This window comes from Acidovorax facilis, from assembly GCF_023913775.1.
Lineage (GTDB): Bacteria > Pseudomonadota > Gammaproteobacteria > Burkholderiales > Burkholderiaceae_C > Acidovorax > Acidovorax facilis.
In genome coordinates this window covers 33,308-57,966 of the sequence record NZ_JAMXAX010000021.1, presented here as the reverse complement: position 1 = coordinate 57,966, position 24,659 = coordinate 33,308, and the positions used below count along the sequence as shown (strand labels likewise).

General features: G+C 65.8%; 21 protein-coding genes. 13 read left to right on the top strand and 8 right to left on the bottom strand.

Annotated elements, in window-relative coordinates; genetic code table 11:
- From NFX52_RS09335 to NFX52_RS09325, 3 genes are all read left to right on the top strand, one after another.
- On the top strand, positions 1-304 hold a 304-nt coding region (locus NFX52_RS09335), incomplete at its 5' end, for an EAL domain-containing protein (RefSeq protein ID WP_156358797.1).
- Positions 305-346: 42 nt separating this feature from the next.
- Positions 347-5,248: a PAS domain S-box protein gene (locus tag NFX52_RS09330; protein ID WP_055400170.1), complete on the top strand. Its 4,902-nt coding sequence runs from the start codon at positions 347-349 to the stop codon at positions 5,246-5,248.
- A gap of 24 nt (positions 5,249-5,272) precedes the next feature.
- The gene (locus NFX52_RS09325; RefSeq protein WP_055400172.1) at positions 5,273-6,403 is read left to right on the top strand and encodes a response regulator; all 1,131 of its coding nucleotides are present in this window, start codon (positions 5,273-5,275) and stop codon (positions 6,401-6,403) included.
- Positions 6,404-6,628: 225 nt separating this feature from the next.
- Here the strand turns inward: NFX52_RS09325 and NFX52_RS09320 are convergent, their stop codons facing one another.
- Positions 6,629-7,585: an inositol monophosphatase family protein gene (locus tag NFX52_RS09320; protein ID WP_055400174.1), complete on the bottom strand. Its 957-nt coding sequence runs from the start codon at positions 7,583-7,585 to the stop codon at positions 6,629-6,631.
- Between the two features lie 175 nt (positions 7,586-7,760).
- On the opposite strand from NFX52_RS09320, the gene NFX52_RS09315 reads away from it, so the two are divergent.
- Positions 7,761-8,564: an RNA methyltransferase gene (locus NFX52_RS09315; RefSeq protein WP_055400176.1), complete on the top strand. Its 804-nt coding sequence runs from the start codon at positions 7,761-7,763 to the stop codon at positions 8,562-8,564.
- Positions 8,565-8,607: 43 nt separating this feature from the next.
- Entirely contained in the window at positions 8,608-9,387 is a 780-nt protein-coding gene (gene cysE / locus NFX52_RS09310) for a serine O-acetyltransferase (protein WP_055400178.1), read from the top strand.
- A 106-nt stretch (positions 9,388-9,493) separates the two neighbouring features.
- Here cysE and mog read toward each other — a convergent pair whose 3' ends face one another.
- Together mog and yjgA are read right to left on the bottom strand one after the other, a co-directional pair.
- Complete coding sequence (mog, locus tag NFX52_RS09305; RefSeq protein ID WP_055400180.1) at positions 9,494-10,102, bottom strand: molybdopterin adenylyltransferase; 609 nt, start codon at positions 10,100-10,102, stop codon at positions 9,494-9,496.
- Complete coding sequence (gene yjgA / locus NFX52_RS09300) at positions 10,095-10,766, bottom strand: ribosome biogenesis factor YjgA (protein ID WP_055400276.1); 672 nt, start codon at positions 10,764-10,766, stop codon at positions 10,095-10,097. The genes mog and yjgA overlap by 8 nt, the downstream gene beginning before the upstream one ends.
- 64 nt (positions 10,767-10,830) lie before the next feature.
- On the opposite strand from yjgA, the gene pmbA reads away from it, so the two are divergent.
- Entirely contained in the window at positions 10,831-12,273 is a 1,443-nt protein-coding gene (gene pmbA / locus NFX52_RS09295; protein WP_055400182.1) for a metalloprotease PmbA, read from the top strand.
- 99 nt (positions 12,274-12,372) lie between these two features.
- Here the strand turns inward: pmbA and NFX52_RS09290 are convergent, their stop codons facing one another.
- Positions 12,373-13,053, bottom strand: coding sequence for a TetR/AcrR family transcriptional regulator (locus NFX52_RS09290; RefSeq protein WP_082437535.1), 681 nt, complete (start codon positions 13,051-13,053; stop codon positions 12,373-12,375).
- 94 nt (positions 13,054-13,147) lie between these two features.
- Between NFX52_RS09290 and NFX52_RS09285 the strand changes: the two genes are divergently transcribed.
- The 3 genes from NFX52_RS09285 (at position 13,148) to NFX52_RS09275 (ending at position 15,508) form a co-directional block, all read left to right on the top strand.
- Entirely contained in the window at positions 13,148-14,170 is a 1,023-nt protein-coding gene (locus tag NFX52_RS09285; protein ID WP_207401930.1) for a saccharopine dehydrogenase NADP-binding domain-containing protein, read from the top strand.
- Between the two features lie 88 nt (positions 14,171-14,258).
- On the top strand, positions 14,259-14,795 hold the full coding sequence (locus NFX52_RS09280) for a helix-turn-helix domain-containing protein (protein ID WP_082437536.1): 537 nt from the start codon (positions 14,259-14,261) through the stop codon (positions 14,793-14,795).
- A gap of 287 nt (positions 14,796-15,082) precedes the next feature.
- Complete coding sequence (locus NFX52_RS09275) at positions 15,083-15,508, top strand: VOC family protein (RefSeq protein WP_055400187.1); 426 nt, start codon at positions 15,083-15,085, stop codon at positions 15,506-15,508.
- A gap of 533 nt (positions 15,509-16,041) precedes the next feature.
- On the opposite strand, the gene NFX52_RS09270 is transcribed toward NFX52_RS09275, so the two are convergent.
- Entirely contained in the window at positions 16,042-16,938 is an 897-nt protein-coding gene (locus NFX52_RS09270) for a LysR family transcriptional regulator (RefSeq protein ID WP_055400189.1), read from the bottom strand.
- Between the two features lie 71 nt (positions 16,939-17,009).
- Here NFX52_RS09270 and NFX52_RS09265 point away from each other — a divergent pair, with 71 nt between their 5' ends.
- Together NFX52_RS09265 and NFX52_RS09260 are read left to right on the top strand one after the other, a co-directional pair.
- Complete coding sequence (locus NFX52_RS09265) at positions 17,010-17,228, top strand: hypothetical protein (RefSeq protein WP_156358798.1); 219 nt, start codon at positions 17,010-17,012, stop codon at positions 17,226-17,228.
- A 145-nt stretch (positions 17,229-17,373) separates the two neighbouring features.
- A complete protein-coding gene (locus tag NFX52_RS09260) occupies positions 17,374-17,757 on the top strand; it encodes a VOC family protein (protein ID WP_055400193.1) in 384 nt (127 codons plus the stop codon).
- 90 nt (positions 17,758-17,847) lie between these two features.
- Here the strand turns inward: NFX52_RS09260 and NFX52_RS09255 are convergent, their stop codons facing one another.
- Positions 17,848-18,948, bottom strand: coding sequence for a tartrate dehydrogenase (locus NFX52_RS09255; protein WP_055400195.1), 1,101 nt, complete (start codon positions 18,946-18,948; stop codon positions 17,848-17,850).
- 128 nt (positions 18,949-19,076) lie between these two features.
- Between NFX52_RS09255 and NFX52_RS09250 the strand changes: the two genes are divergently transcribed.
- Positions 19,077-20,015 (top strand): LysR substrate-binding domain-containing protein, encoded by a 939-nt coding sequence (locus NFX52_RS09250; RefSeq protein ID WP_199731156.1) that lies wholly within the window; start codon positions 19,077-19,079, stop codon positions 20,013-20,015.
- Positions 20,016-20,097: 82 nt separating this feature from the next.
- On the opposite strand, the gene NFX52_RS09245 is transcribed toward NFX52_RS09250, so the two are convergent.
- Both NFX52_RS09245 and rpsU read right to left on the bottom strand, forming a co-directional pair.
- On the bottom strand, positions 20,098-20,544 hold the full coding sequence (locus tag NFX52_RS09245) for a GatB/YqeY domain-containing protein (protein ID WP_055400197.1): 447 nt from the start codon (positions 20,542-20,544) through the stop codon (positions 20,098-20,100).
- Positions 20,545-20,757: 213 nt separating this feature from the next.
- Positions 20,758-20,970: a 30S ribosomal protein S21 gene (rpsU, locus tag NFX52_RS09240; RefSeq protein WP_005799779.1), complete on the bottom strand. Its 213-nt coding sequence runs from the start codon at positions 20,968-20,970 to the stop codon at positions 20,758-20,760.
- Positions 20,971-21,384: 414 nt separating this feature from the next.
- On the opposite strand from rpsU, the gene NFX52_RS09235 reads away from it, so the two are divergent.
- Positions 21,385-24,657, top strand: a complete 3,273-nt coding sequence (locus NFX52_RS09235) for an EAL domain-containing protein (RefSeq protein WP_082437538.1) — start codon at positions 21,385-21,387, stop codon at positions 24,655-24,657.
- Positions 24,658-24,659 lie beyond the last annotated feature (2 nt).

Sequence of the window (24,659 nt, the reverse complement as noted above, 5' to 3'; positions counted from 1 at the left end):
GCTGGATGACTTTGGCACCGGCTACTCCTCCCTGTCCTACCTCAAGAGATTGCCCCTGGACCAGGTCAAGATCGACCAGAGCTTTGTGCGGGACGTGCTGACGGACCCCAACGACGCGGCGATTGTGAGGACCATCCTGGCGCTGGCCAAGAGCCTTGACCTGGAGGTGGTGGCCGAGGGGGTGGAGACGACGGGGCAGCTGAGTTTCCTGAGGCTGCATGGGTGTGAGGGGTTTCAGGGGTATCTGTTTGGGCGGCCCGGGCCGGTGGGGGACATTGATGCCTTGCTGTATCCCGCTCGGTAAGAGCCGCTCGCTGGTTGGCCAGGGCTTGGACGGAGGTTCCGCGTGACGCGGGTGGGTGAGGGCGTGGGCGGATTTCTGGACAAGGTGCTGGACCGCAATGCCCCGGGCGTGCGCGGTCTGGTGCTGGTGGTGGCTGCGGCAATGGTGGGGGCCTGGCTGGTGGTGCTGGGGGCCATGCACTGGCAAGGTGCCCAACGTGCTGACGAGCGCGCCAAGCTGCTGCAGCAGACCGTGGACACGCTGCAGGCCCGGATCACGGGTGGCGGCATGCTGGGCGCGGTGTCGTTGCTGGGCCTGAGCGAGCCGCTGCTCAAGGCCATGGCCCTGGGGCAGCTGGCACCGGACGACCCTGAAGCCCTGGCGCGGCTGGGGGTCGCCCGGGGGCGGTTTCTGGTCAACGGCGTGTATGTCATGGCGGCCGATGGCACGGTGGTGGCGCACGAGACGCCGGGGGGCCGATCCACCGGCATCAACCTGGCGTTTCGTCCGTATTTTCAGCAGGCCATCAAGGGCGCCATCAGCGTGTATGCCGCCATTGGCAGCAACTCGCAGGAGCGTGGCCTCTATTACGCCGCGCCGCTGTATGAAAACGACACGCCTTCCAGCTCCATCATCGGTGTGGTGATGTTCAAGGTGGGGTTCGAGTTGTTTGACGAGGTGCTCAAGAGCACCCAGTTGCCCACGGTGCTGTTGTCTCCGCAAGGCGTGGTGTTCGCATCGACGCGGCCCGAGTGGCTGTTTGCGGTGGCGCCGCCGCTCACGCAGGCGCGCATTGATTCGATCCGCGCTTCGCGCCAGTTTGGCAATCACTTCGACAAGGGCCTGGCTTCTTCCCTGCCCTTCGCGCCGGATGCGGGCGAGGTTGTCATCGACGGGGTGAACTACGCAGTGGAGCGCCGCCAGGTTGATTGGGGCGACCCCGGCGGCCAGTGGCAGCTGGCGATGCTGGATGACGTGAGCACCCTGATGACGGGGGCTGAGCGCCTGAAGGTGGGAGGGGCTGCCTTCGTGCTGCTGAGCCTGCTGGGGCTGCTGCTGCTGGAGCTGCTGCGCAGCCGGGCGCGGGTGAGCGCTGCGCTGGAGCGCTTCAGGGTATTGGGCGCTGCGCTGGGGAGCAGCCCGGTCTCGGTGGTCATCACCGATGGAGACGGGCGCATCGACTGGGTCAATCCGCAGTATGAGCGCAACTCCGGCTACACATTGCAAGAGGTCCGTGGCAAGAAGCCGTCAGTGGTGTCCAGTGGCCAGACCCCGGCGCAGACCTACCAGGAGATGTGGTCCACGCTGCTTTCGGGCCGCTCGTGGCAAGGGCAGTTTGTCAACCGCCGCAAGGACGGAAGCCTCTACCACGACGAGGCTACGCTCTCGCCCGTGTTTGACGAGCGTGGCAAGCGCATTGCCATCGTCGGCCTGCACGAAGACGCCTCGGGGCGTATCCAGGCACAGAAGGAGCTGGAGCGGCGTGAGCGTCTGCTCAACGAGCTGCTGGAGCAGCAGACCGCCATCTTTGACAACGCGCCCCCCATTGCGCTGGTGGGGGACGGGAAGTTCCGGCAGTTCAACCCGGCGTTTGTGGAGCTGATGGGCAGCACGGCGTCCGAGCTGCTGGGGCTGGACGTCGGGGTGTTGCTGGGTGGGGAAGACCGCGCAAGGCAGTTCTACGGCCAGGTAGGCCCCGTGCTGAACGCCGGGGGCGCCGTGCGGCAGGTGTCGACGCTGTTTCGCCTGGATGGCCACAGCTTTGAGGCACGCATGGCAGGACGCAGCGTGCAAATGGAGGGGTTCAAGAACGCATCCCTCTGGGTGATCGAGGACGTCAGCGAGCAGCGCCGGGCCGAGATCGCCATGCAGCAGGCCAAAGACCGGCTGGAGCTGGCGCAGGAGGCCGGCAAGATCGGTGTGTTCGACATTGACCTGCTCACCTCCCAGGTGCTGTGGAGCGAGAAGCTGCTGGCGTTGCTCGGCCTGGCGCCGGGCACGGAGGTGCGCTCCCAGCGTGACTGGCAGGCGGTTTTGCACCCCGATGATCGCGCCCGCGCGGTGGCCGCCTTTTCGAGTGCCCTGGCGGGCGGCGAGACCCACCTTCGCGATTCCTGGCGCATCGTGCGGCCGGACGGTGAGGTGCGATGGTTCCTGTCGGCGGCCCGCATATTTCGCGATGGCGACGGGCGGGCGGTGCGGGTGGTGGGCGTCAACGTGGATATCCACGAACAAAAGCTGCTGGAACAGCAGGTGGCCGAGCAGCTGGATTTTCAGCAGGCACTGATTGACGCCATCCCCGTGCCGCTGTTCTACAAGGGCGCGGACGGCCGGTACATCGGCTTTAACCGTGCCTACGAGCAGGCCTTTGGGGTGCAGCGCGAGGCACTGATCGGCAAGACCGTGCGGGACCTGGCGTTCCTGCCCGAGACCGAGCGCGAACGCTTCGATACGGACGCGCAGGAGGCCTTGCACGGGGTCCAGTCGGTGCACAAGGAGGTGGACCTGCCGTATGCCGACGGAAAGGTGCACCACACGCTGTTCTGGCTGCACGGCTTCTCGCGGCCCGACGGCTCGCCGGGCGGGGCCATCGGGACCTTTGTCGACATCACCGACCGTCAGCGTGCCGAGCAGGACCTGCGCCGCGCCAAGGAGCTGGCCGAGGAGTCCACCGCACTCAAGTCCAACTTCCTGGCCAACATGAGCCACGAGATCCGCACGCCGATGAACGCGATCATCGGCATGTCGCACCTGGCGCTCAAGTCGGGCCTGACAGCACGCCAGCACGACTACGTGAGCAAGATCCAGCAGGCCGGCCAGCACCTGCTGGGCGTGATCAACGACATCCTGGATTTTTCCAAGATCGAGGCGGGCAAGCTCATGGTGGAGAAGCAGCCCTTTGTGCTCGACCGCATGCTGGAGAGTGTGTCTGACGTGGTGGGCTACAAGGCCGGTGCCAAGGGGCTGGAGCTGGTTTGCGATGTGGCGGCCGACGTGCCCCCCAACCTGGTGGGTGACTCGCTGCGCCTGGGCCAGATCCTCATCAACTTTGCCAACAACGCCATCAAGTTCACTGAAACGGGCGAGATCAGCATTGCCGTGCGGCTGCTGGAGGCAGAGGGCAACCGGGTGATGCTGCGGTTTGAAGTGCGTGACACCGGTATCGGACTTACGCCCGAGCAGATGGGGCGGCTGTTCCAGAGCTTCCAGCAGGCAGACACCTCCACCACGCGCCGCTATGGCGGCACGGGCCTGGGCCTGGCTATCTGCAAGAGCCTGGCGGAGCTGATGGGCGGCGAGGTAGGGGTGCAGAGCACCTATGGTCAGGGCTCCACGTTCTGGGTCACTGTGCCGCTCGAACGCGGTGCACCCGCGCGCGTGCTGCTGCCGCCCCCGGACCTCCGGGGCCGCCGTGTGCTGGTGGTGGACGACAACCAGACAGCGGCCACCGTGCTGTCCGACATGCTGCTGGCCATGGGTTTTGAGGTGGAGCAGGCCCACTCCGGCCTGGAGGCACTCGACCGGCTGCGCGAGTCCATGGCACGGCACCAACCGTTTGGCCTGCTACTGCTGGACTGGCACATGCCGGGCATGGACGGTGTGGAGCTGGCCGGCCACATCCGGGGCCTGGGCATGGCGCAGGTGCCCAAGATGCTCATGGTCACGGCCTACGGCCGCGAGGATGTGATGCGTGCCGCCCGCGTTCAGGGCATCGACACGGTGCTGATCAAACCCGTCAACGCCTCGCTGCTGTTCGACACGCTGATGCAGCCGCTGGAACACTCCACCTACAGCCCGCGCCGCGCGGTCACCCCCGCGCCCGCTGCTGACGAGCTGCCGCTGGAGATCCGGGGAGCGTCGGTGCTGCTGGTGGAGGACAACGAGCTCAACCAGATGGTGGCGGTCGAACTCTTGCTCGAAGCCGGTTTTGCCGTGGATGTTGCCGAGAACGGCCAGATCGCCCTCGACCGCATCGAGCGCAATGCTTATGACGTGGTGCTGATGGACATGCAGATGCCTGTCATGGACGGCGAAACGGCCACGCGGCAATTGCGCAGCAATCCGCGCCATGTCCACCTGCCCATCGTGGCCATGACGGCCAACGCGATGGAGTCTGATCGCCAGCGCTGTTTTGCGGCCGGCATGAACGACCATGTGGCCAAACCCATCGAGCCTGCGGCGTTGTGGGCCGCCCTGAGCCGCTGGATTCGACCCCGGCCGGGGCTGGGCAAACCGCCTGTGGAGGGGGTGCCCCGCGCAGCAGGCGCTGGTGCCAGTTCGGGTTGGGGGACTGATGGGATGGCGCCGGAGGGGGCTGACGCTGCGGTGGCAGCGGCTTTTCCCGCAGTTGCCGGGCTGGACACCCGCCTGGGTCTGCAGCGCGCCTTGGGCAAGCCGGGCCTGTACGCCGAGATGCTGCGGCGATTTGTGCAAGGCCAGTCGTCGGTGATTGCGCACCTGGAGCAGGCCATTGCCAGCGCAGATGTGGTGCTGGCCGAGCGGCTGGCCCACACCCTGCGCTCGGTCGCGGCCAACATTGGCGCGCAGGAGGTGTCGGCCCATGCACAAGCGCTGGAGCAGGCGTTGCGCAGTGGGGCGCATGCCGAAATGTCCGCGGGACTGACGGCCTCCCTGGGCGCTGCGTTGCAGCCCCTGCTGACGGGATTGCAGGCGTGGATGCAGGGGCAGCAAACGGGGCGGCCGGAAGGCCTGGAAACCCCTGCTGGGGCCGCGCTGCAGGGAGTGGGCGCCACGGCGGTCCTGCAAAAGCTGCGCACTCTGCTGGAGCAGGACGACCCTGCAGCCCCCGAGTTTTTCCAACACAATGTCCAGGTGCTCCGATCCGCGCTGGGGAGCAGCTTCACGGTGGTCGAGATGCACACCCAGAATTTTGATTTTGAGCAAGCACTGTCGGCAATGGCCGCCGTGTCAGGCCCCGAACACCCTGCCGTTCACACCCCTTGAGCGGCACAACACCCAGGAACTTCCATGGACAACGCGCCCTTTGCCTCCCCACAGGCCGCTCTTGTTGACAAGCCGATCGCCACGGTGCTGGTGGTGGACGACACGCCGGACAATCTCACCCTCATGGGCAGCCTGCTGCGCGAGCATTTCCTGGTGAAGGTGGCCAACCATGGCGAGAAGGCCCTGAAGATCGCGCAGTCCGACACCCCTCCCGACCTGATCCTGCTCGACATCATGATGCCCGAGATGGATGGTTATGAAGTCTGCCGGCGCCTGAAGGCTGCGGCGGCCACGCGCGACATCCCGGTGATCTTTCTCACGGCGCGTTCCGACACTGACGACGAGCGCGCGGGCCTGGCCCTGGGGGCCGTGGACTACATCACCAAGCCCATCAGTCCGCCCATCCTGCTGGCGCGGGTCAATACCCATCTGGCGCTCAAGGCCACGGCGGATTTCCTGCGTGACAAAAGCTCCTACCTGGAGCGCGAAGTGGCCATGCGCACGCTTGAGGTGCAGGCCATCCAGGACGTGACCATCATGGCCATGACATCGCTGGCCGAGACCCGCGACAACGAAACCGGTAACCACATTCGCCGCACCCAGCTGTACGTGAAGACGCTGGCCGAGCGGCTGCGCCACCACCCGCGTTTCGAGCCGGTGCTCAACGACCGCATGATCGAGCTGCTCTACAAGTCCGCCCCGTTGCACGACATCGGCAAGATCGGCATCCCCGACAGCATCTTGCTGAAACCCGGCAAGCTCACGGTGGAAGAGTTCGAGATCATGAAAACCCACACCACCCTGGGCCGCAACGCCATCGACGAAGCCGAGCGGCGCCTGGGCATGCGCGTGGCGTTCTTGAGCGTGTCCAAGGAGATCGCCTACAGCCACCAGGAGAAGTGGGATGGCTCAGGCTACCCGCAGGGTCTGGCGGGCGATGCCATCCCGGTGTCGGCGCGCCTCATGGCCGTGGCCGATGTGTACGACGCACTCATCAGCAAGCGCGTCTACAAGCCCGCGTTTTCGCACGACCAGGCCTGCAACACCATCATTCGCGGCAAGGGCACGCACTTTGACCCCGATATGGTGGATGCGTTTGTGGACATTGCGGAAGACTTCCGCAGCATTGCCCAGAAATACCCCGACCCTGGATAAAGGACAACCCCCTGAGCGACTTCGTCGCTTCCCCCTTCTCTCGAATTGCTGCGCAATTCGGGAAGGGGGACGCAGCCAGTGCACGCAAGTGAAACGCCGCACATTCGGCTTGGCGGCCCTTGCACGGCTGCACTGGTGTGCGTCTCGCCCGCTGCACGGTTCAGCTAGGAGATCTCACCATTGGTCATCGTGTGCTGGCCTAACTGCCGTGCGCGGTGGATGGGTTTAGAACGGCGCGTCTTCGCTCTTGGGGGCGTCGGCCTGTGGGGCGGCACCCGTGGTGTCGGACTCCACTTCGGCTGCAGCCTCGGCTTCAGCGCTGACGGGTGCATCTGTCGCAGCCGCCTGGCGCACAGCCGCCTTGTCGCCAGCGCTCGCAAACTTGCTGTATTTGCCCAGAATAGGCACCAGCTGGCCGTAGATGCGGGGGCTGCCGGCCAGGCACTCGCGCTGCTCCAGAAAGTCCGCTTCGCCCGTGAAATTGCCCACCAGACCACCAGCCTCGGTCACCAGCAGCGAGCCCGCAGCCACGTCCCAGATCGACAGGCCGGTTTCAAAGAAACCATCGGTGAAGCCCGCAGCCACATAGGCCAGGTCCAGCGCGGCGGCACCGGGGCGGCGCAGGCCGGCGGTGCGCTGCATCACGTCGGCCATCATGTTCAGGTAGCTCTTGAAGTTGTCGCCCGGGCGGAAGGGGAAGCCGGTGGAGATCAGGCAGTCCTTGAGCTGGGTGCGCTTGCTTACACGAATGCGGCGCTCGTTCAGGTAGGCCCCACGGCCCTTGGTGGCGGTGAACAGGTCGTTGCGCGAGGGGTCATAGATGACGGCCTGCTCGACCTTGCCGCGCACAGCCAGCGCGATGCTGATGCAGTACACGGGAAAGCCGTGGATGAAGTTGGTGGTGCCGTCCAGCGGGTCGATGATCCAGACAAATTCCGAATCCTTGGCGCCGTATTCGCTGCCCGACTCTTCGGCCAGGATGCCGTGGCCGGGGTAGGCCGTCAGCAGCGTCTCGATGATGATTTTTTCGGACGCGTGGTCCACTTCGGTCACAAAGTCGTTGATCTGCTTTTGCGAGATCCGCACCGATTCCACGTCAAGGGCCGCGCGGTTGATGATGGCGCCGGCGGCGCGTGCGGCCTTGATGGCCACGTTAAGCATGGGGTGCAGGTTGGACGACATAAATTGTGGTGGTGAGCAGGGCGCCGTGCGTCAACAATGAAGCGAGGCAGCCTGCGAATCAGGAGCGGTGCGATCCGACCCGGCGATGCGGGCGGCGACAATGAGGGCAGGATTTTACCCGCAGAGCCTCTTTTTCGCCTAACCGCTTGCCTTTTCCCTTGTCCTGCACCTGCCCATGAAGACCCGTTTTGTCCTGATCAACACCAGCCACGCCGGCAATGTGGGCGCTGCCGCCCGCGCCATGAAAACCATGGGTTTTGATGACCTGGTGCTGGTGGCCCCGCGCTGGGCCAACGTGCTGCGGCGCGAGGAAACCATCCAGCGTGCCAGTGGCGCGCTCGACGTGCTGGAGAACGCCCGCATCGTGGCAACGCTCGATGAGGCGCTGGACGGCATGAGCCACCTGTGCGCCACGGCGATGACTCCGCGCGACTTTGGGCCGCCTACGGCTGCACCGCGTGCCCATTTCGAATTGCTATTAAAACAAGAGCTGCTAGCGCTTGATGGAAAGGCGCTAGAGGTCAAAAACACCTCAAATCCAGAAGATCCATCGGCTGCGGCAGCCGGCCAGGCCGGTGTCGCCTTCCTGTTTGGCTCCGAGCGTTTTGGCATGACCAACGAGGATGTGTACCGCTGCCACGTAGCACTGTCGATTCCGACCAACCCCGGCTTTGGCTCGCTCAACCTCGGCGCCGCCATCCAGGTGATTGCCTACGAATGGCGCATGGCGCTGGGCGGGTTCCCGGTGCTGGATGCCACACCACAGCGCGCCCTGGCCGACGCCGCGCAGGTAGCGGGCATGCTGGGCCACTGGGAGCAGGCGCTTACCACCATCGGTTTTCTGGACCCCGCCGCACCCAAGAAGCTCATGCCCCGCCTTAACCAGCTTTTCAATCGCGCGCAGCTCAGCCCTGAAGAAATCCACATCTTGAGAGGTGTCGCCAAAGCCATGATCGAGGCCACAGAGGCGAAACGCTAGACTGTGCAGCCCATAAACACATAACCAAAAGAAACGAGCCACGATGTTCGCCCGCCTGCGCTCCGATATCCAGTGCATCCTCGACCGCGATCCTGCCGCGCGCAGCACGTGGGAAGTGATCACCTGTTATCCGGGCCTGCACGCGATCTGGCTGCATCGCCCCGCCCACTGGTGCTGGCACCACGGCCTGAAATGGCTCGGTCGCTTTATTTCGCATTTTGCGCGCTGGTTCACAGGCATCGAGATTCACCCCGGTGCGAAGATTGGCGAGCGCGTGTTCTTCGACCATGCGATGGGCGTGGTGGTGGGCGAGACCGCCGAGATCGGCGACGGCTGCACCATCTACCAGGGCGTCACGCTGGGCGGTACCTCGCTGTACAAAGGTGCCAAGCGCCATCCCACGTTGGGCAAGGACGTGGTGGTGAGTGCGGGCGCCAAGGTGCTCGGCGGCTTTGAAGTGGGTGACGGCGCGAAGATCGGCAGCAATGCCGTGGTCATCAAGCCGGTGCCTGCGGGCGCCACGGCGGTGGGCATTCCGGCCCGGATCATCCCGTCCAAAGCTGGCGAAAGCGCGGACGTGACCGAGCCGCAGCAGGCGCGCAAGTTCACGGCCTATGGCATCACGCAGGAGGACGATCCGCTCTCGCAGGCCATGCGCGGGTTGATCGACAACGCCTCGTCGCAGGAGCACCAGATCGCGCTGCTGTGGCAGGCCATCGAGAAGCTGTCCACCAACCCGCAGAACAAGGACTGCGTGCCGTGTGATGCTGCGCTCAAGGAGCAGTTCGAGGCGGGCAAGCTGAACGAACTGGTGGGCAAGTAGCGGCGTGCCTGCGCTGCCCTGTTTTATTTTGTTGCTATGAAAAATATAGCTGCTTGCGCTTATCGAGTAAGCGCTAGCGGCTCTATTTGCTTCAGATTCTGAAGTATCAAGCTGGGCGAGTTGCCCGCACAGCGCTCTTGGGGCGGAACGCTTTGCAGACCTCGTCCCGCGTTTCCAGATACGGCCCGCCAATCAGGTCCACGCAGTAGGGTACGGCCGCAAAGATGCCGGGCACGATTTGCTTGCCGTCGGCCTCCTTCAGGCCCTCCAGCGTCTCGGCAATGGCCTTGGGCTGGCCGGGCAGGTTGATGATGAGGCTCTGGTCGCGCACCACGGCCACCTGGCGCGAGAGGATGGCGGTGGGCACGAACTTCAGGCTGATCTGGCGCATCTGCTCGCCAAAGCCCGGCATCTCCTTGTGCGCCACGGCCAACGTGGCCTCGGGCGTCACGTCGCGCAAGGCAGGGCCCGTGCCGCCGGTGGTCAGCACCAGGCAACAGCCTGCGTTGACCAGTTCGATCAGCGCCGCGCTGATGCCTTCCTGCTCGTCGGGGATCAGGCGCGATTCGAAGGTGATGGGGTTGTGCAGTGCGCGCGTGAGCCAGTCCTGCAGCGCGGGCAGGCCCTTGTCTTCATAGACACCGCTGCTGGCGCGGTCGCTGATGGAGACGATGCCGATCTTCACCGGGTCGTGCAGGGCGGAAGGCTCACTCATCGCCGTGGTCCTCATCGATATCGCTGGCGTCGTCTGCACCCGTGCCGCCCAGGTGCTCGCGCACCAGCTGGAACAGCTCGCGGTAGGCGCGGCCCTTGCGCGGGGCCAGGCCTTGCGAGACCTGGACATTGGCCTCCTTGCCCGCAGGCTGTGCGTCCTTGCGGGCTTGGCGGATTAGCGCGCGCAACTGCTGCGTGTCGGTGGTGGGGTGCTCGGCCATCCAGGGGGCCAGCGCGTCATCGTCGGCAATCAGGCGGTCGCGCCAGTGTTCGGCCAGGTGCAACTGCATCTTTTCGGTGGCCGAGCCCTTGTGCTGCTCTTCCAGCGCCTGGCGGGCGGCCTGCACCAGCTCGGGTTCGAGCTTGCGCATGATCTTGCCCACGTACTGCATCTGGCGGCGCTTGCCTTCAAAGTTGGTGATGCGCTTGGCCTCCGCCAGCGCGTCCACCAGCTTGTCGGGCAGTCCCACCGCCTCGAACAGGTCGGCGCGCAAGCTCAAAAGCTCTTTGCCCAGCTCCTGCAGTTCGTCGCTTTCGCGCTTGAGATCGGTGCGGCTGGCATCGGGCGTGCCTTTGAGTTCGGCCTTGAGCTGAATGTCCATTTCGCTGCCTTCGGCAACGAACTGGCCTCGCACAAAGTAGCCTTTTTTGGGTTTGCGTGACATGGGTGGGGGCAAAAAGAGAAGCGGCGCAGAGCGCGCCACAGCGGCAAGTATCATAGCTGCCGCTATGAATAAACCCTCCACCCACGCCGCGCGCGCCCAAAGCGCGGCTGCCGCTGCGCCCGCGCCTGCCACCTCCCGCACCCCTGACAACGGCTTCAGCTACAGCCGCGCGTTCTTTGAAGACCTCGTGGACCGCGCCCTGGCCCATGCCAAAAAGCTCGGCGCCACCGACGCAGGCGCCGAGGCGTCCGAGGGCTGCGGCCTGTCGGTCAGCGTGCGCAAGGGCGAGCTGGAGAACGTGGAGCGCAACCGCGATAAATCCCTGGGCGTGACGGTGTACCTTGGCAAACGCCGTGGCAACGCCAGCACGTCCGATTTCTCGAACAAGGCCATCGAGCAGACCGTGCAGGCAGCCTACGACATCGCCCGTTTCACGGCCGAAGATCCCATGGCAGGCCTGCCGGACGCCGATGACATCGCCCCGGCCGACACGCACCGTGACCTGGACCTGTTCCACCCCTGGGCCATCACCAGCGAAGAGGCCGCTGAAATCGCCAAGGCCTGCGAGGCCGCCGCGCTCAAGACGCACCGCCGCATCACCAACAGCGAAGGCGCGGGCGTGTCGGCCCAGCAAAGCCACTTCTTCAGCGCCCACACACGCGGCTTTCGCGGCGGCTATGCCAGTTCGCGCCACAGCTTCTCCGTCGCACCCATCGCCTCGCTGCCCGGCCGCAACGCCGAGATGCAGCGCGATGCCTGGTACAGCTCCATGCGCGACGCCACCGAACTGGCATCGCCAGAGGCCGTGGGCCGCTACGCCGCGCAGCGCGCGTTGAGCCGCCTGGGCAGCCGCAAGATCCCCACCACGCAATGCCCGGTGTTGTTCGAATCCACCCTGGCCGCCGGCCTGCTGGGCGGCTTTGTGCAGGCCGTCAGCGGCGGCTCGCTGTACCGCAAGAGCAGCTTCTTGCTCGACTCGCTGGGCAAGATGGTCTTCCCCAAGCACATCGACATCCTGGAAGACCCCTTCATCCTGCGCGGCAAGGGCAGCTCGCCGTTCGACGAAGAAGGCGTGCGCGTGGCGCTGCGCAAGGTGGTCAAAGGAGGGCGCGTCGAGGGCTACTTCCTGTCCAGCTACTCGGCCCGCAAACTGGGCATGAAGACCACGGGCAATGCGGGCGGCTCGCACAACCTGGTGATGACCTCGCGCCTCACGCAAGCCAGCGACAACCTCGACGCCATGCTGCAAAAGCTGGGCACGGGCCTCTTTGTGGTGGAGCTGATGGGCCAGGGCGTGAACTACGTGACCGGCGACTATTCGCGCGGCGCGAGCGGCTTCTGGGTGGAGAACGGCAAGATCGCCTACCCGGTGCACGAGATCACCATCGCGGGCAACCTCAAAGACATGCTCAAGGGCATTGAGGCCGTGGGTGCGGATGCCTACAACTACGGCGCCAAGACCGTGGGCTCCATCCTGGTCAACCGCATGAAGGTGGCGGGGAGCTAACGCCTGGTCCGTAGCGCAGCCGCCGCAAAGGGCCGCGCTGATGCAAAAAAGGCCCTCGCGACGAGCGAGGGCCTTTTTGTTTTTTGAGCAGCTGTTGCGCTACTTGTTGCCTGCCCGCGCACCCGCCAGCAAGGCCTGCACCGCGGCCTGCAGCACGGGTGTCGCCTCCTCGCCGCTGAGCAGGCCTGAACTCACAAAAGCCCCATTGATGAGCACAGCCAGCTGGGCCGCCAGGGCCTCGGGCCGGGGCACGCCCAGCCGCTCTGCAATACCGTGCAGGCGGCCGCGCAGCGTCACCATGTGCTGCTGCGCCACGCGGCGGGCAGGGTGGTCCTGCTCGGCAAATTCGGCCGCCACGTTGATCTGCGGGCAGCCCCGGTAGTTGGAGCGGCCCAGCCGCTCGCCGATCCACTGCATGTGGGCCTGCAACTCGCCTGCGGGGTCCTCGGCATGCTGCGCCGCCACCGCATCCCACAGGCCCCAGAAGTCCACGTCTTCACGCTCCAGAAACGCCACGATGAGGTCGTCCTTGGTGGGGAAGTAGCGGTACAGGCTGGTCTTGGCCACGGCCGCTTCGGCCACCACCAGGTCCACCCCCACGGCGCGCACACCGCGTTGGTAGAACAGGCTCGACGCCGTGTCGAGGATGCGCTCGCGCACGTCCTGCACGGGCTCGCTGGAGGCCGTCGCAGCGCGCCGCGACGCGGGCCGTGATTCGGGCTTGGGGCGGGGGCCTGGCGTGGTTGCCGGGAGGGGATGGGAAAAAGAATGTGCAGCCATGCTTGACATGATACAGACCTGTCTGTAATCTTCAAAGAACAGACAGGTCTGTATCGTTAATTTTTCCCTCCACTTCTTTCCCGAAAGGTTCTCCATGACATCCTCTGTTTCTTCCATCGCGGTGTACGGTGCCAGCGGCCATACCGGCCAGTTTGTGGTGCAGGAGGCCTTGCGCCGTGGCCTGCGCGTGGTGGCTGTGGGGCGCAATGCCGTCCGGCTGGCTGCGCTGTTTCCCTCGGGGGTGGAGTGCCGCGTGGCGGCGCTGGACGACCCGGCGGCGCTGGTGCAGGCCTTTGCCGGTTGTGGCGTGGTCATCCACTGCGCGGGGCCCTTCATGGACACGGCCGCCCCGGTGGCGCAGGCCGCGCTGCAGGCGGGCGCCCACTACATCGATGTGACCGCCGAGCAGCCCAGCGCCCAGGCCACTTTTGCCGATCTGCAGGCGCCCGCCGTGGCTGCCGGGCGCGTGGTGGTGCCCGCTGCCGGTTTCTACGGTGGCTTGGCCGACCTGCTGGCCAGCGCGCTCGCCGCTCCCGGCCCCATCGACGAGATCACCGTGGCCATGGGGCTGGACCGCTGGTGGCCCACCGAAGGCACGCGTCTGACGGGCGAGCGCAACAAGGCGCAGCGCCAGGTGGTACAGGGCGGGCGCCTGGTGCCGCTGGTGCCCGCCGCCGACGTGCCCGACTGGACCTTTGCCGCGCCCCTGGCGACCTATGCCATGGTGGAACTGCCGTTCAGCGAGACCATCACCCTGGCCCACCACCTGCAGGCCGATACCATCCGCTCGCTCATCAACCGCTCGGCCCTGGCCGACATCCGCGATGCCAGCACCCCGCCGCCCACGGCGGTGGATGGCAGCGGCCGGTCGGCCCAGCGTTTTGAACTGGTGGTGCGGCTGGTGCAGAACGGCGTGGTGCGTACGGCCGGTGTGCGCGGCCAGGACATCTATGCCGTCACGGCGCCCCTGGTGCTGGAGGCCGCGCAGCGCCTGATGGCCCCGGCGTACCAGCGCAGCGGTGCGCTGGCCTTGGGCGAGGCGGTGGACTCCATGGACACGTTGCGGGCGCTGAACGGCCAGGCGCTCGAAGTCTTTGGCGATGTGCAGGTAGCCTGAAAAGCGGCTCCGAGTGTGTGTGCCAGCAGCAGTCCCTGCCCGGGAAAATCGGGCGGGTCGCCAGAACCCAAGGCGATATGCTTCGCGCATGCCGTTTGAGCGCCCGCACCCATTGCCCTCCAGCGCGCCCGCCGCGCCGTCGAAACAGACGTCGGGTGCGGCTATTGCGCCGCAGGACCCGACCCTGTTGCGCCGCCTGCTGCGCGCCAAGGACCGCATGGACGCCGCATCGCACGAGGCCTGGCCCGTGCAGCGGCTGGCCGAGGTCAGCGGGGTGTCGGAGGCGCACTTCGCCCGCTCGTTCCGGCAGGCGTTCGGCATTCCGCCCCACCGCTACCTGCTGACCCGCCGCATCGAGCAGGCCACCACGCTGCTGCGCGATACGAACTTGCCCATCACCGAGATCGCCTTTGCCACCGGCTGGGAGAGCCTGGGCACCTTCGGGCGCATCTTTCGCGACATCACGGGGATGAGCCCCAGTGGGGTGCGCAGGGAGGCCCAGGCCAATGCCACGCCACTGGACCGGGTGCCCGCCTGTGTGTTGAAAGCCGCACAGCGTCCCGACCTCACCACAGCAGTTTTGGAGAAGCGCCGCCGCCTGGCGGAAGGTACAAACCCGTCCTAGAGCCTGTTCAAGGTCTTTTTGGAGTCGCACAAGTACCTTGCCGGGATGGGATGCAAGGCGCGGTGGGCAGCCAATAGCTCGGCTATTGGCAAGCGCCGCAACGCCGCAGACCGCCCGGCAAGGCACTTGCCCGAAGGGTTGGAGTGAAATCGGGCGATTGGACGCCCCGGCTGCTTGCATGGGCACGAGCCCATGCGGCGCATCCGAAGCATCCACTCCTCCCGATTGCACTCCAATGCGATCTCCAAAAAGACCTTGAACAGGCTCTTAGCAACCAAGGAGATCTGATGACGAAGAACCAAGGCGTTGGTGTGGTGGGTGTGTATGTGGACGACCAGGACGAAGCGCTTGCGTTCTATGTGGGCAAGCTGGGGTTTCGTGTGCACACCGACGTGCGCAACGGCCCCTACCGCTGGCTGACGGTGCAGCACCCCGATCAGCCAGACTTTCAGCTGGGGCTGTTCACACCCGGCCCTCCCATCCACGATGCCGCCACGGCGCAGACGCTGCGCGCCATGGTGGCCAAGGGCGCCATGCCGCCGCTGGTGTTGCATGTGGCAGATTGCCGCGCTGCGTATGCCCGGCTGCGCGACCAGGGTGTGGAGTTCACGCAGGAGCCCGTGGACCGGTACGGCAATGTGGATGCGGGGTTTCGGGACCCGGCGGGCAATGGCTGGAAGCTGATCCAGCTCGCGGCCGGAGGTGCGCAATGAGCGCCGGCGTGGGCATTCGGCGGTTTCACCGCTGGGTGTCGATGGCGTTCACGCCAGGGCGTGCCACTCTTCAATTCCCCCACGCGCTGGCCGCGCAATTCGGATGGATGCGCGAAGGGGGGCGCAGCCCATAGTCATCCATGGGCAAGCCACGCGACAAAGCAGACGCCGCATTGCGGGGCCAGCCCGGAGGGAAAGCCAGCCAGGCCGCGCATTGCGTCGTTGCCCTTCGCTTGTGTAGCCAAGCTACACGGCACTCAGGGCGCCTAGCACTGCACGGCCTGGCTGGCTTTCGCGTGGGGGAATTGAAGGGTGACACGCCCTAGCCGTCATCGCCAATTTTGTGGTCCGTGCGCAGGGCGCGGGTAACCCGCCGGATTGGGTCACGTATGCACCTCTGCCGCCGCTGGCGCTGCTGCTATTGACGGGGCTGTACCTGTTTGTGCAGCCCTATTTGCGGCGGTCTGCGGTGCGGCGTGCCCCAGGCGCTCCAGTCTTACCACCCGTGTGATGGCGGGCGGCAAGCCCAGCTGTTACTCCCCAAAGTCCGCAAATTCGACCAGCAGTTGCAGCACGCCCTCCACCGCAGGTGAGGGCGGTGGCTGGTGGCGGTGCGCCACAGCCATGGGGCGCATGAGCGGCGGCTGCAGAGGGCGGATCTGCACATTGGGCGTGCCCTGCAGGTCCTTCACCTCCTCCATCGGCAGCAGCGCGGCGCACTGGCTGGCCACCGCCAGGCTCTTGAGCGCGCCGGGGTAGCTCAGCGCCAGGAAGGGGCGCGGGTGGTGGCCCGCCTGGCCAAACCAGTTGGCAATCAGCCCGTGCATTTGTGTGGCGGGCGCAAACGATGCCCAGCGGCGGGTGGCCAGCCAGTCAGGGGTTGCGAACGCGGGCGCCTCCCAGGCCGCAGGCAGCAGCGCCACCATGGGGTCGTTGCGCCAAGGGGTCTGGCGCACCTCGGCCAAAGGCGGCTGGGGACTGGCGATGATGCCGATGTCCAGCGTGCCGGCCTTGAGCCGCTGCATCGAATCGGCAGAGCCCACGGCCTCCAGCCGGATCTCCACACCGGGGCAGCGCACGGCCAGTGCCTCCAGCATGCGTGGCAGCAGGCGCGTGCTCACGCCCGCCGACACCCCCACACGCACGATGCCCTCGCGCCCCGAGGCGCGGCGGCGCACGCGCTCCATCAGGTCGTCGCAGGCAAGCAGCAGCTGGCGCCCCTCCTGCACCAGCACCTCGCCTGGGGGCGTCAGCTCGGCCTGCCGCCGACCCCGCACCACCAGGTCGGCCTGCAGGCGCGATTCCAGCTCCTTGATGTGCAGGCTGACGGTGGGCGGCGCCAGGTGCAGCGCCTGTGCGGCCGCTGCAAAGTTGCCCAGGTCGGCAATGGCGATCAGCGTCTGCAAGTGGTCCAGGTTGAAGTTACGCATCAGTTTTTATGAATTGAGGCTTCATTGAATTCAACTTTACAGATGGTAAGCCAAGCCTGAGCATGCGGGCCATGTTGCATCCCAACCGTCTGGACCCCGAAAGCACGACCCGCCTATCCCACGCCTGCCAGCCGCCGGGGGCTGTGCCACAGTATCCGGCCCCTGGGGGCCGCTGGCCCCGGCGGGTGCTGCGTCTGGGCGGGCGGTGGCTGCGGGCGCTGGGTGCCGCCCTGGTGCGGGCGGAAAAACACATCAGCGAGAACTTCCGGGTGCCGCCCCATGGGGGGTGACGGGGGCGGGCCTCCTCACTGCGTGCACTGGTGAGGCGGCGGGGATCGGCCTACACTGCTGCACCACCGGTCAGGCGGCCCGGACCGGGGCCTGGTGCGCACCAGGGGGCAAGGCCCAGGGCCGGATTGAGCGAAAGGACCTGGTATGTTGTCCGATGCTTCCGTAACCACCATGCTGCCTGTGATGGACATGGACCGTGCCCGCGCCTTCTACGAGGGTTGCCTGGGGCTCAAGCCCGGCGGGTTCCGGCCCGATGGCAAGTTTGTCTATGCCGTGGGGGGCAGCACGCTGGCGCTGTTCCCCAAGCCGGAAGGCACCAAGGCCGACCACACGGCCATCAGTTTCCAGGTGGCCGACATAGCGGCCACCATCGAGGCGCTGAAACGCGCGAAGGTGGTCTTCGAGGACTACGACTTCCCGGGCCTCAAGACCGTCAATCACGTGTGTGTGCTGGGCGCCGAGAAGGCCGCGTGGTTCAAAGACACCGAGGGCAACTACCTCTGCGTGCACGAGAACATTGCCACCTAGTCCGTTTTTTCAAGCAAAAAAGGCCGTTGCCGCGCGGTGGGTGTGCCTTTTAAGCTATTGAAATAGAAGCATTAGGGTGATGGCCATGGCTCAGTGCCCAGCCACCCGCGCGGCAATCGCCTCGCCCACCTGCGTGGTGCTGGCCGTGCCGCCCAGGTCCGGTGTGCGCGGGCCGCTCTTGATGACTTCTTCGATGGCCGCCACGATGGCATCGTGCGCCGCCCGTCCTGCACCCACGCCCTGCGTGAGGAAGTCCAGCATCAGTGCGCCCGACCAGATCATGGCGATCGGGTTGGCAATGTTCTTGCCATAGATGTCGGGTGCCGAGCCGTGCACGGGCTCGAACAGGCTGGGGAAGTTGCGCTCGGGGTTCAGGTTGGCCGAAGGCGCCAGGCCGATGGTGCCGGTGGTGGCAGGGCCTAGGTCGCTCAAGATGTCGCCAAACAGGTTGGTGGCGGCCACCACGTCAAAGCGGCCTGGCTGCAGTACAAAGCGGGCGGTGAGGATGTCGATGTGCTGCTTGTCCAGCGTGACCTCGGGATAGCCCTTGGCCACGTCGTCGGCGCGCTGGTCCCACCAGGGCATGCTGATGGCGATGCCGTTGCTTTTGGTGGCCAGGGTGACGTGCTTTTTGGGGCGGCTTTGGGCCAGGTCGAAGGCGAACTTCAAGAGGCGGTTCGCACCGTGGCGCGAGTAGACCGATTCCTGGATCACGATCTCGCGGTCGGTGCCTTCGTACATGATGCCGCCGAGCGACGTGTATTCACCCTCGGTGTTCTCGCGCACCACGTAGTAGTCGATGTCGCCGGGCTTGCGGCCGGCCAGGGGGCACGGCACGCCTTCAAACAGGCGCACGGGGCGCAGGTTGATGTACTGGTCGAACTCGCGGCGGAACTTGAGCAGCGATCCCCACAGCGACACATGGTCGGGCACGGTGGCGGGCCAGCCCACGGCGCCGAAGAAGATGGCGTCCATGCCCGACAGTTGCGCCTTCCAGTCGTCGGGCATCATTTTTCCGTGGGCGGCGTAGTAGTCGCAGCTGGCCCATTCGAATTCGTGCAACTGCAGTTCAAAGCCAAAGCGGGCGGCGGCGGCCTGGATGGCGCGCACTCCTTCGGGCATGACTTCTTTGCCGATGCCGTCTCCGGGCAGGACGGCGATGCGGTAGGTCTTGGTGGTGGGTGCGTTCATGGTGCTGGGTATGGTGGGGGCAGGGTAGAGGGAAGCCGCAGGTGGGTGCGGACGGTGTGTGCACTGCATTATTCCGAGCGCCATCAAAAACTACAATCCGTCAACTGTGGCTCCATCATTCACATATCGTGCATAAAAACCCAGCGGCCGACGACTTGCGCGTTTTCACGGCGGTGGTGCGCAAGTCCAGCTTTGGCGCGGCTGCTGCCGAGCTCGGCACGTCGCCCGCCTACGTGAGCAAGCGCATTCGCCTGCTGGAGCAGGACCTGCAGGTCAAGCTGCTGCATCGCACCACCCGCCGGGTGGCGGTGACGGAGGAAGGCGAGCGCGTTTTCCACTGGGCGCAGCGCATCCTGGACGACATGGAGCAACTCATGCAGGAGGTGGCCATCACGCGCAGCGAGCCGCGCGGGCTGCTGCGCGTGAGCAGCAGCTTCGGCTTTGGGCGGCAGATCGTGGCGCCTGCGCTGTCGCGTCTGGTGGAGCAGCACCCGGGGCTGCAGGTGCGGCTGGAGGTATTTGACCGGCTGGTGGATGTGGCGGGCGAGGGGTTTGACCTGGATGTGCGCGTGGGCGATGAGATCGCGCCACACCTCATCGCGCGCCGCCTTGCCGACAACCACCGCGTGCTCTGCGCATCGCCCACTTACCTGCAGCGCAAGGGCGCTCCGCGCACGGTGGCGGACCTGGCCGCGCATGACTGCCTGGTGATCAAGGAGCGCGACCACCCGTTTGGCGTGTGGCGCCTGCGCAGCGGCGCGCAGGAAGAGTCGGTCAAGGTGCGCGGCCCGCTGTCGGCCAACAACGGCGAGATGGCCGTGCAGTGGGCGGTGGACGGGCGTGGCGTGGTGCTGCGCTCGTTGTGGGATGTGGGCGCGCACCTGCAGATCGGGCGCCTTGTGCAGGTGCTGCCGCAATGGCAGCAGGAGGCCAATGTGTGGGCCGTGTTCCCGACGCGGCTGGAGCGGTCGGCCAAGGTGCGCGTGTGTGTGGAGTTTCTGCAGGAGCATTTCCGCTCCGGGTGGATGGCGCGGGATGCCGACGCGGGGGTAAGCACCCCGGTTTGAAGCAAAAATAGCTGCTACCGCCCGTCTGACAAGCGGTAGCAGCTATCAAAAAAATACTGACTGGGTGGTGGTGAGGGGGCGATCAGCCTGCCAGCGCAGCCTTCACAGCGGCCGACACCTGGCCCATGTCGGCCTTGCCCGCAAGGCGGGTCTTGACCACGCCCATCACCTTGCCCATGTCGCCAGGGCCTGATGCGCCGATTTCGGCCACGATGGCCTTCACGGCAGCCAGCGTTTCTTCGGCCGACATGCGCTCGGGCAGGTAGGCCTGCAGCACGGCCATCTCGGCCTTTTCCTTGTCCGCCAGGTCCTGGCGGCCAGCGCCTTCAAAAGCGGTGATGGAATCCTTGCGCTGCTTGATGAGCTTGTCCACGATGGCGACCACGGCGGCGTCGTCCAGCACGATGCGCTCGTCCACTTCCTTTTGCTTCATCGCAGCCTGCAGCAGGCGGATGGTGCCCAGGCGCTCGCTGTCCTTGGCGCGCATGGCGGTTTTCATGTCTTCGGTGATCTGGTCCTTGAGGCTCATGGCGGCTTCCTTTTTTGGGTTTCAAACAGGGACAAGGGTTTGCCAAAAGGCTTTCTGGCTAGGCGTCAACGCCGCAGACAGTAGTCTCGCTACGGCAAGGCGTTGCAACGACGCCAGAAAGCCTTTTGGCAAACCCGAAAAACAAAAACCCGCGCTTGGCGTCCCTAGCGCGGGTTCTGGGACCCAAGCAAAAGGCTCGGGGCCGAAGATGGATCAGTACATCTTCTTGGGCAGTTGCATGCTGCGAACGCGCTTGTAGTGGCGCTTCACGGCGGCTGCCTTCTTGCGCTTGCGCTCTGCGGTGGGCTTTTCGTAGAACTCACGGGCGCGCAGGTCGGTCAGCAGGCCGAGCTTTTCAATGGTGCGCTTGAAGCGGCGCAGTGCAACGTCAAAGGGTTCGTTTTCTTTTACGCGGATCGTAGTCATTAGCTAATGGTTTTCCAAATGGTGCCTGCAGAGGGGCTTGGGGAGATCGGGCCTCAAGTCCGTACAAAGCGGTTTCCCCGTCTGTAACTAGTATTTGGCCGACGGGGCATTGCCAGCAAAGCCGGAGATTATAGCCTTTGTGGCGCGGATGGGAAGTACCCCTGTGCAGCTCCCTGCGTCCCGTCCCGCGCTGCGGGACGCCGCCACTGGTGGCCTGGTTGGGCATGGGCCATGTGGCACTGCAGTGGGCCGCGCCCGAACAAGGACTGAGGTCGTTCTCACCGAAGGCATTGCCTCCGTCCATCCTCAGGCCGCGCAATGGCGTGGAAATTGCTTCACGTTGTAACAATCACCTACCACCGTCGGTGGGTTGCCCAGGTCATCCGCCCGGGTGGGCCTGCCGCCACAGACACCATGGCATTCATGCACCGCGTTTCGGGCTGGCTGGGCCGCCTCAGTGTGGGGCGCAAGCTCATGCTCATCTACCTGCTGGACCTGTCGGCGGTGATCTATGTGTCCAGCATCCTGATCCACGAAAAGTACGTGGCCATCGATTTCACACGCAAGGAGATCGTGGGCACCACGTATGCGGCGGTGCTGCGCGACGGGCTCATGGGGCAGTTTCTGGATGCATCCCAGCAGCCGCCGCTGGCGGGCGATGTGATTGCACGGCTGACGGGTGTGCGCAAGGCGTATGACGAGCAGTTGCGCACACAGGAAGTGGGCGAACGCTTCAGCATGGTGCTCGGGCAACTGGCCGCCAGGCCGCCGTCTGCAACGGATGCGCAGGTGCTGACCGGGATGCGCAGCCAGCTGCTGCGTGAGGGCCGCGAGCTGCTGACCACGGTAGGCAACCAGTCCAACCTGATTCTGGACCCCGATCTCGACAGCTACTACGGCATGTCGCTGGTGGTGCTGCGGTTTCCAGAACTGCTGCAGGCGGTGCACGACACGGTGGTGTTCTTGAACGCGGCGCAGACCGGGCGCGGTCCGCAGTGGTCCTTTGAGCTGCTCACGCTGGTGGGGCGGCTGGATGCTGTGATGCAGGGCATTGAGGCGGACTACAACCAGGCATTCATCGCAGGCTCGCCCGAAATGCGGGCCGCCTTGCAGGGTCCGCGCGAGGCGCTCCACCAATCCCTGGAGGGCTTCCAGGCGTTGTTGCAGGGTGTGGCGGCGGGGGAGTCGCGCCTGACCATGGCGCAGGTGGGCACGCAGCAGATGCAGGTGCTGGGCGCGCTGCGCGATGCCTGGACGGTGGGTATCGTGGACCTGGAGCGGCTGCTCAACCGCCGTGTGGATGGGCTCTTCGCTCGCATGTGGCTGCATTTAGGCACCGCGCTGGTGCTGCTGGGCTGCATCCTCTCCCTCGTGACGCTGGTGGCGCGGCAGATCGCCAAGCCGCTGCAGCAACTGGCGCGGGTGGCCGACGAGGTGCGCAAAAGCGGCGACCACACACTGCGCGCGCACTGGGTCAGCCGTGACGAGATCGGGCGTCTCGTCACGGCTTTCAATGAAATGCTGTCCCAGCTTGACCGCGACCGCGTGCTACAGCAGGAGCTGGCCGCCAGCGCGCGCGCGGCCGAGGCCCAGCGCGAGCTGGTCGAGGCCTTCCCCATCCCCATGGTGGTCACCTCGGTGCCCGAGCACGAAGTGCTGCACTCCAACGCCCCGGCTGCCCATTGGCTGGGTGACCGCAAGACCGACCCGTGGGCCGTGGGTCTGGAGCCCGGCGTGCGGGCGCGCTTCTTCCAGCGCCTGGCGGACCAGGGCTCGGTCGATGAGTTCGAGGTGCGCTGGAAGGGCACCGCCGAGCCTTCCTGGGCCGTGCTGTCGGCGCGGCGCCTGCAGTTCCAAGGGCGCGATTCGGTGCTCACCGCGTTCACGCCCATCAACGTGCTCAAGGTGATGGAGCAGCGGCTGGAGCTGTGGGCCAAGGTGTTCGAGGCCTCGTCCGAGGGCATCATCATCATGAACGCCGATCAGCAGATCATCAGCGTGAACAAGGCGTTCTGCCGCAGTACGCACTACGACTTTTACGAGGTCATAGGCGAGGACCTGGGCTTTCTGTTGGAAGAGTCGGGTGCCGAGCCGCTGTCGGCGCAGATCCACCGCACCATGCTCGACAAGGAGTCGTGGCAGGGCGAGGTGCGGTTTCGCCGCCGCTCGGGCGAGACCTATCCGGCCTGGCTCATGGTGTCGGCCGTGCGCGAGACCAAGGGTGGTACGTTGGCCAACCACATCGGCATCGCCATCGACATCACCGACCGCAAGCGCAGCGAAGAGCGCATTCAGTTCCTGGCGCACCACGACGTGCTCACCGAGTTGCCCAACCGTTCGCTGTGCGTGCAGCGTCTGCAGATGGCGCTGGCGCAGGCGCCGATCACGGGCGAGAAGGTGGCTGTGCTGTTCATCGACCTGGACCGCTTCAAGGCCATCAACGACACGCTGGGTCATCACATCGGCGATGGCCTGCTGCGCTCGGTGGCCGGGCGCCTCACGCAGGCCGTGCGCAGCCGCGACACGGTCAGCCGCCTGGGCGGCGACGAGTTCGTCGTGGTGATGCGCGACGTGGCCGGGCGCGAGGATGTGCAGCAGCTGGTGGAGCGGCGCCTGATTCCGCTCATCCGCCAGAGCCACCCGGTGGAAGGGCACGAGTTGAACGTGTCGTGCAGTGTGGGCATCGCCGTCTACCCCGAGGACGGCAGCGACATCGACGAGCTCATGCGCCGTGCCGACGCCGCCATGTACGAGGCCAAGACCACGGGCCGCGACATGGCGCTGTTCTATTCGGCCGAGACCGACCAGCGCGCGCTGGCCCGCCAGACGATGGAGCAGCAACTGCGCCGCGCGCTGGAGCGCCAGGAACTGAGCCTGCACTACCAGCCGCGCCTGTCCGCCAAGGGCGGCGGCCTGCTGGGCGTGGAGGCCCTGCTGCGGTGGAACAACGCCACCCTGGGCCACATCCCGCCCAGCGAATTCATCCCCATTGCCGAGGAGACTGGCATGATCCGCGCGATCGGCGGCTGGGTGCTGCAGCAGGCTTGCGAGCAATGGGTGCGATGGCAGGTGCCGCTGTCGGGCCCATCCGCGCGCGGGCTGGTCCATCCGCTGGCGCATGTCTCCATCTCGGTCAACCTCTCGGCCGCGCAGCTGGCTGACCCTCTGCTGGTCAGCGACATCGAGGCACTGCTGGCGCGCACCGGCATGCCGGCCCACCGGCTGGAGCTGGAGATCACCGAGTCACAGCTCATGGACAACGCCCACGCGGCCGAGCAGCAACTGGCCGCGCTCAAATCGCTGGGCGTGCAGCTGTCCATCGACGACTTTGGCACCGGGTATTCCAGCCTGGCCTACCTCAAGCGCTTTGACATCGACCGGCTCAAGGTGGACAAGTCCTTCGTGCACGACATGCTGAGCAACCCCGCCGACATGGCAATCACGCGCGCCATCATCGCGCTGGGCCACACGCTGGGCCTCAAGATTGTGGCCGAGGGGGTGGAAGACCTGGCCACGGCCCAGGTGCTGAGCGCGCTAGACTGCGAAGAGCTGCAGGGCTACCACTTCAGCCGCCCGCTGCCGCCCGAGGCGTTACACGCCTGGGCCCTGGAGCACGGCGTGCTCCAGGGCGCGTCGGTACGGGGGCTGGGTTTTGGCAGTACGCAGCCTGCACCGCTGTGGGGGTGACC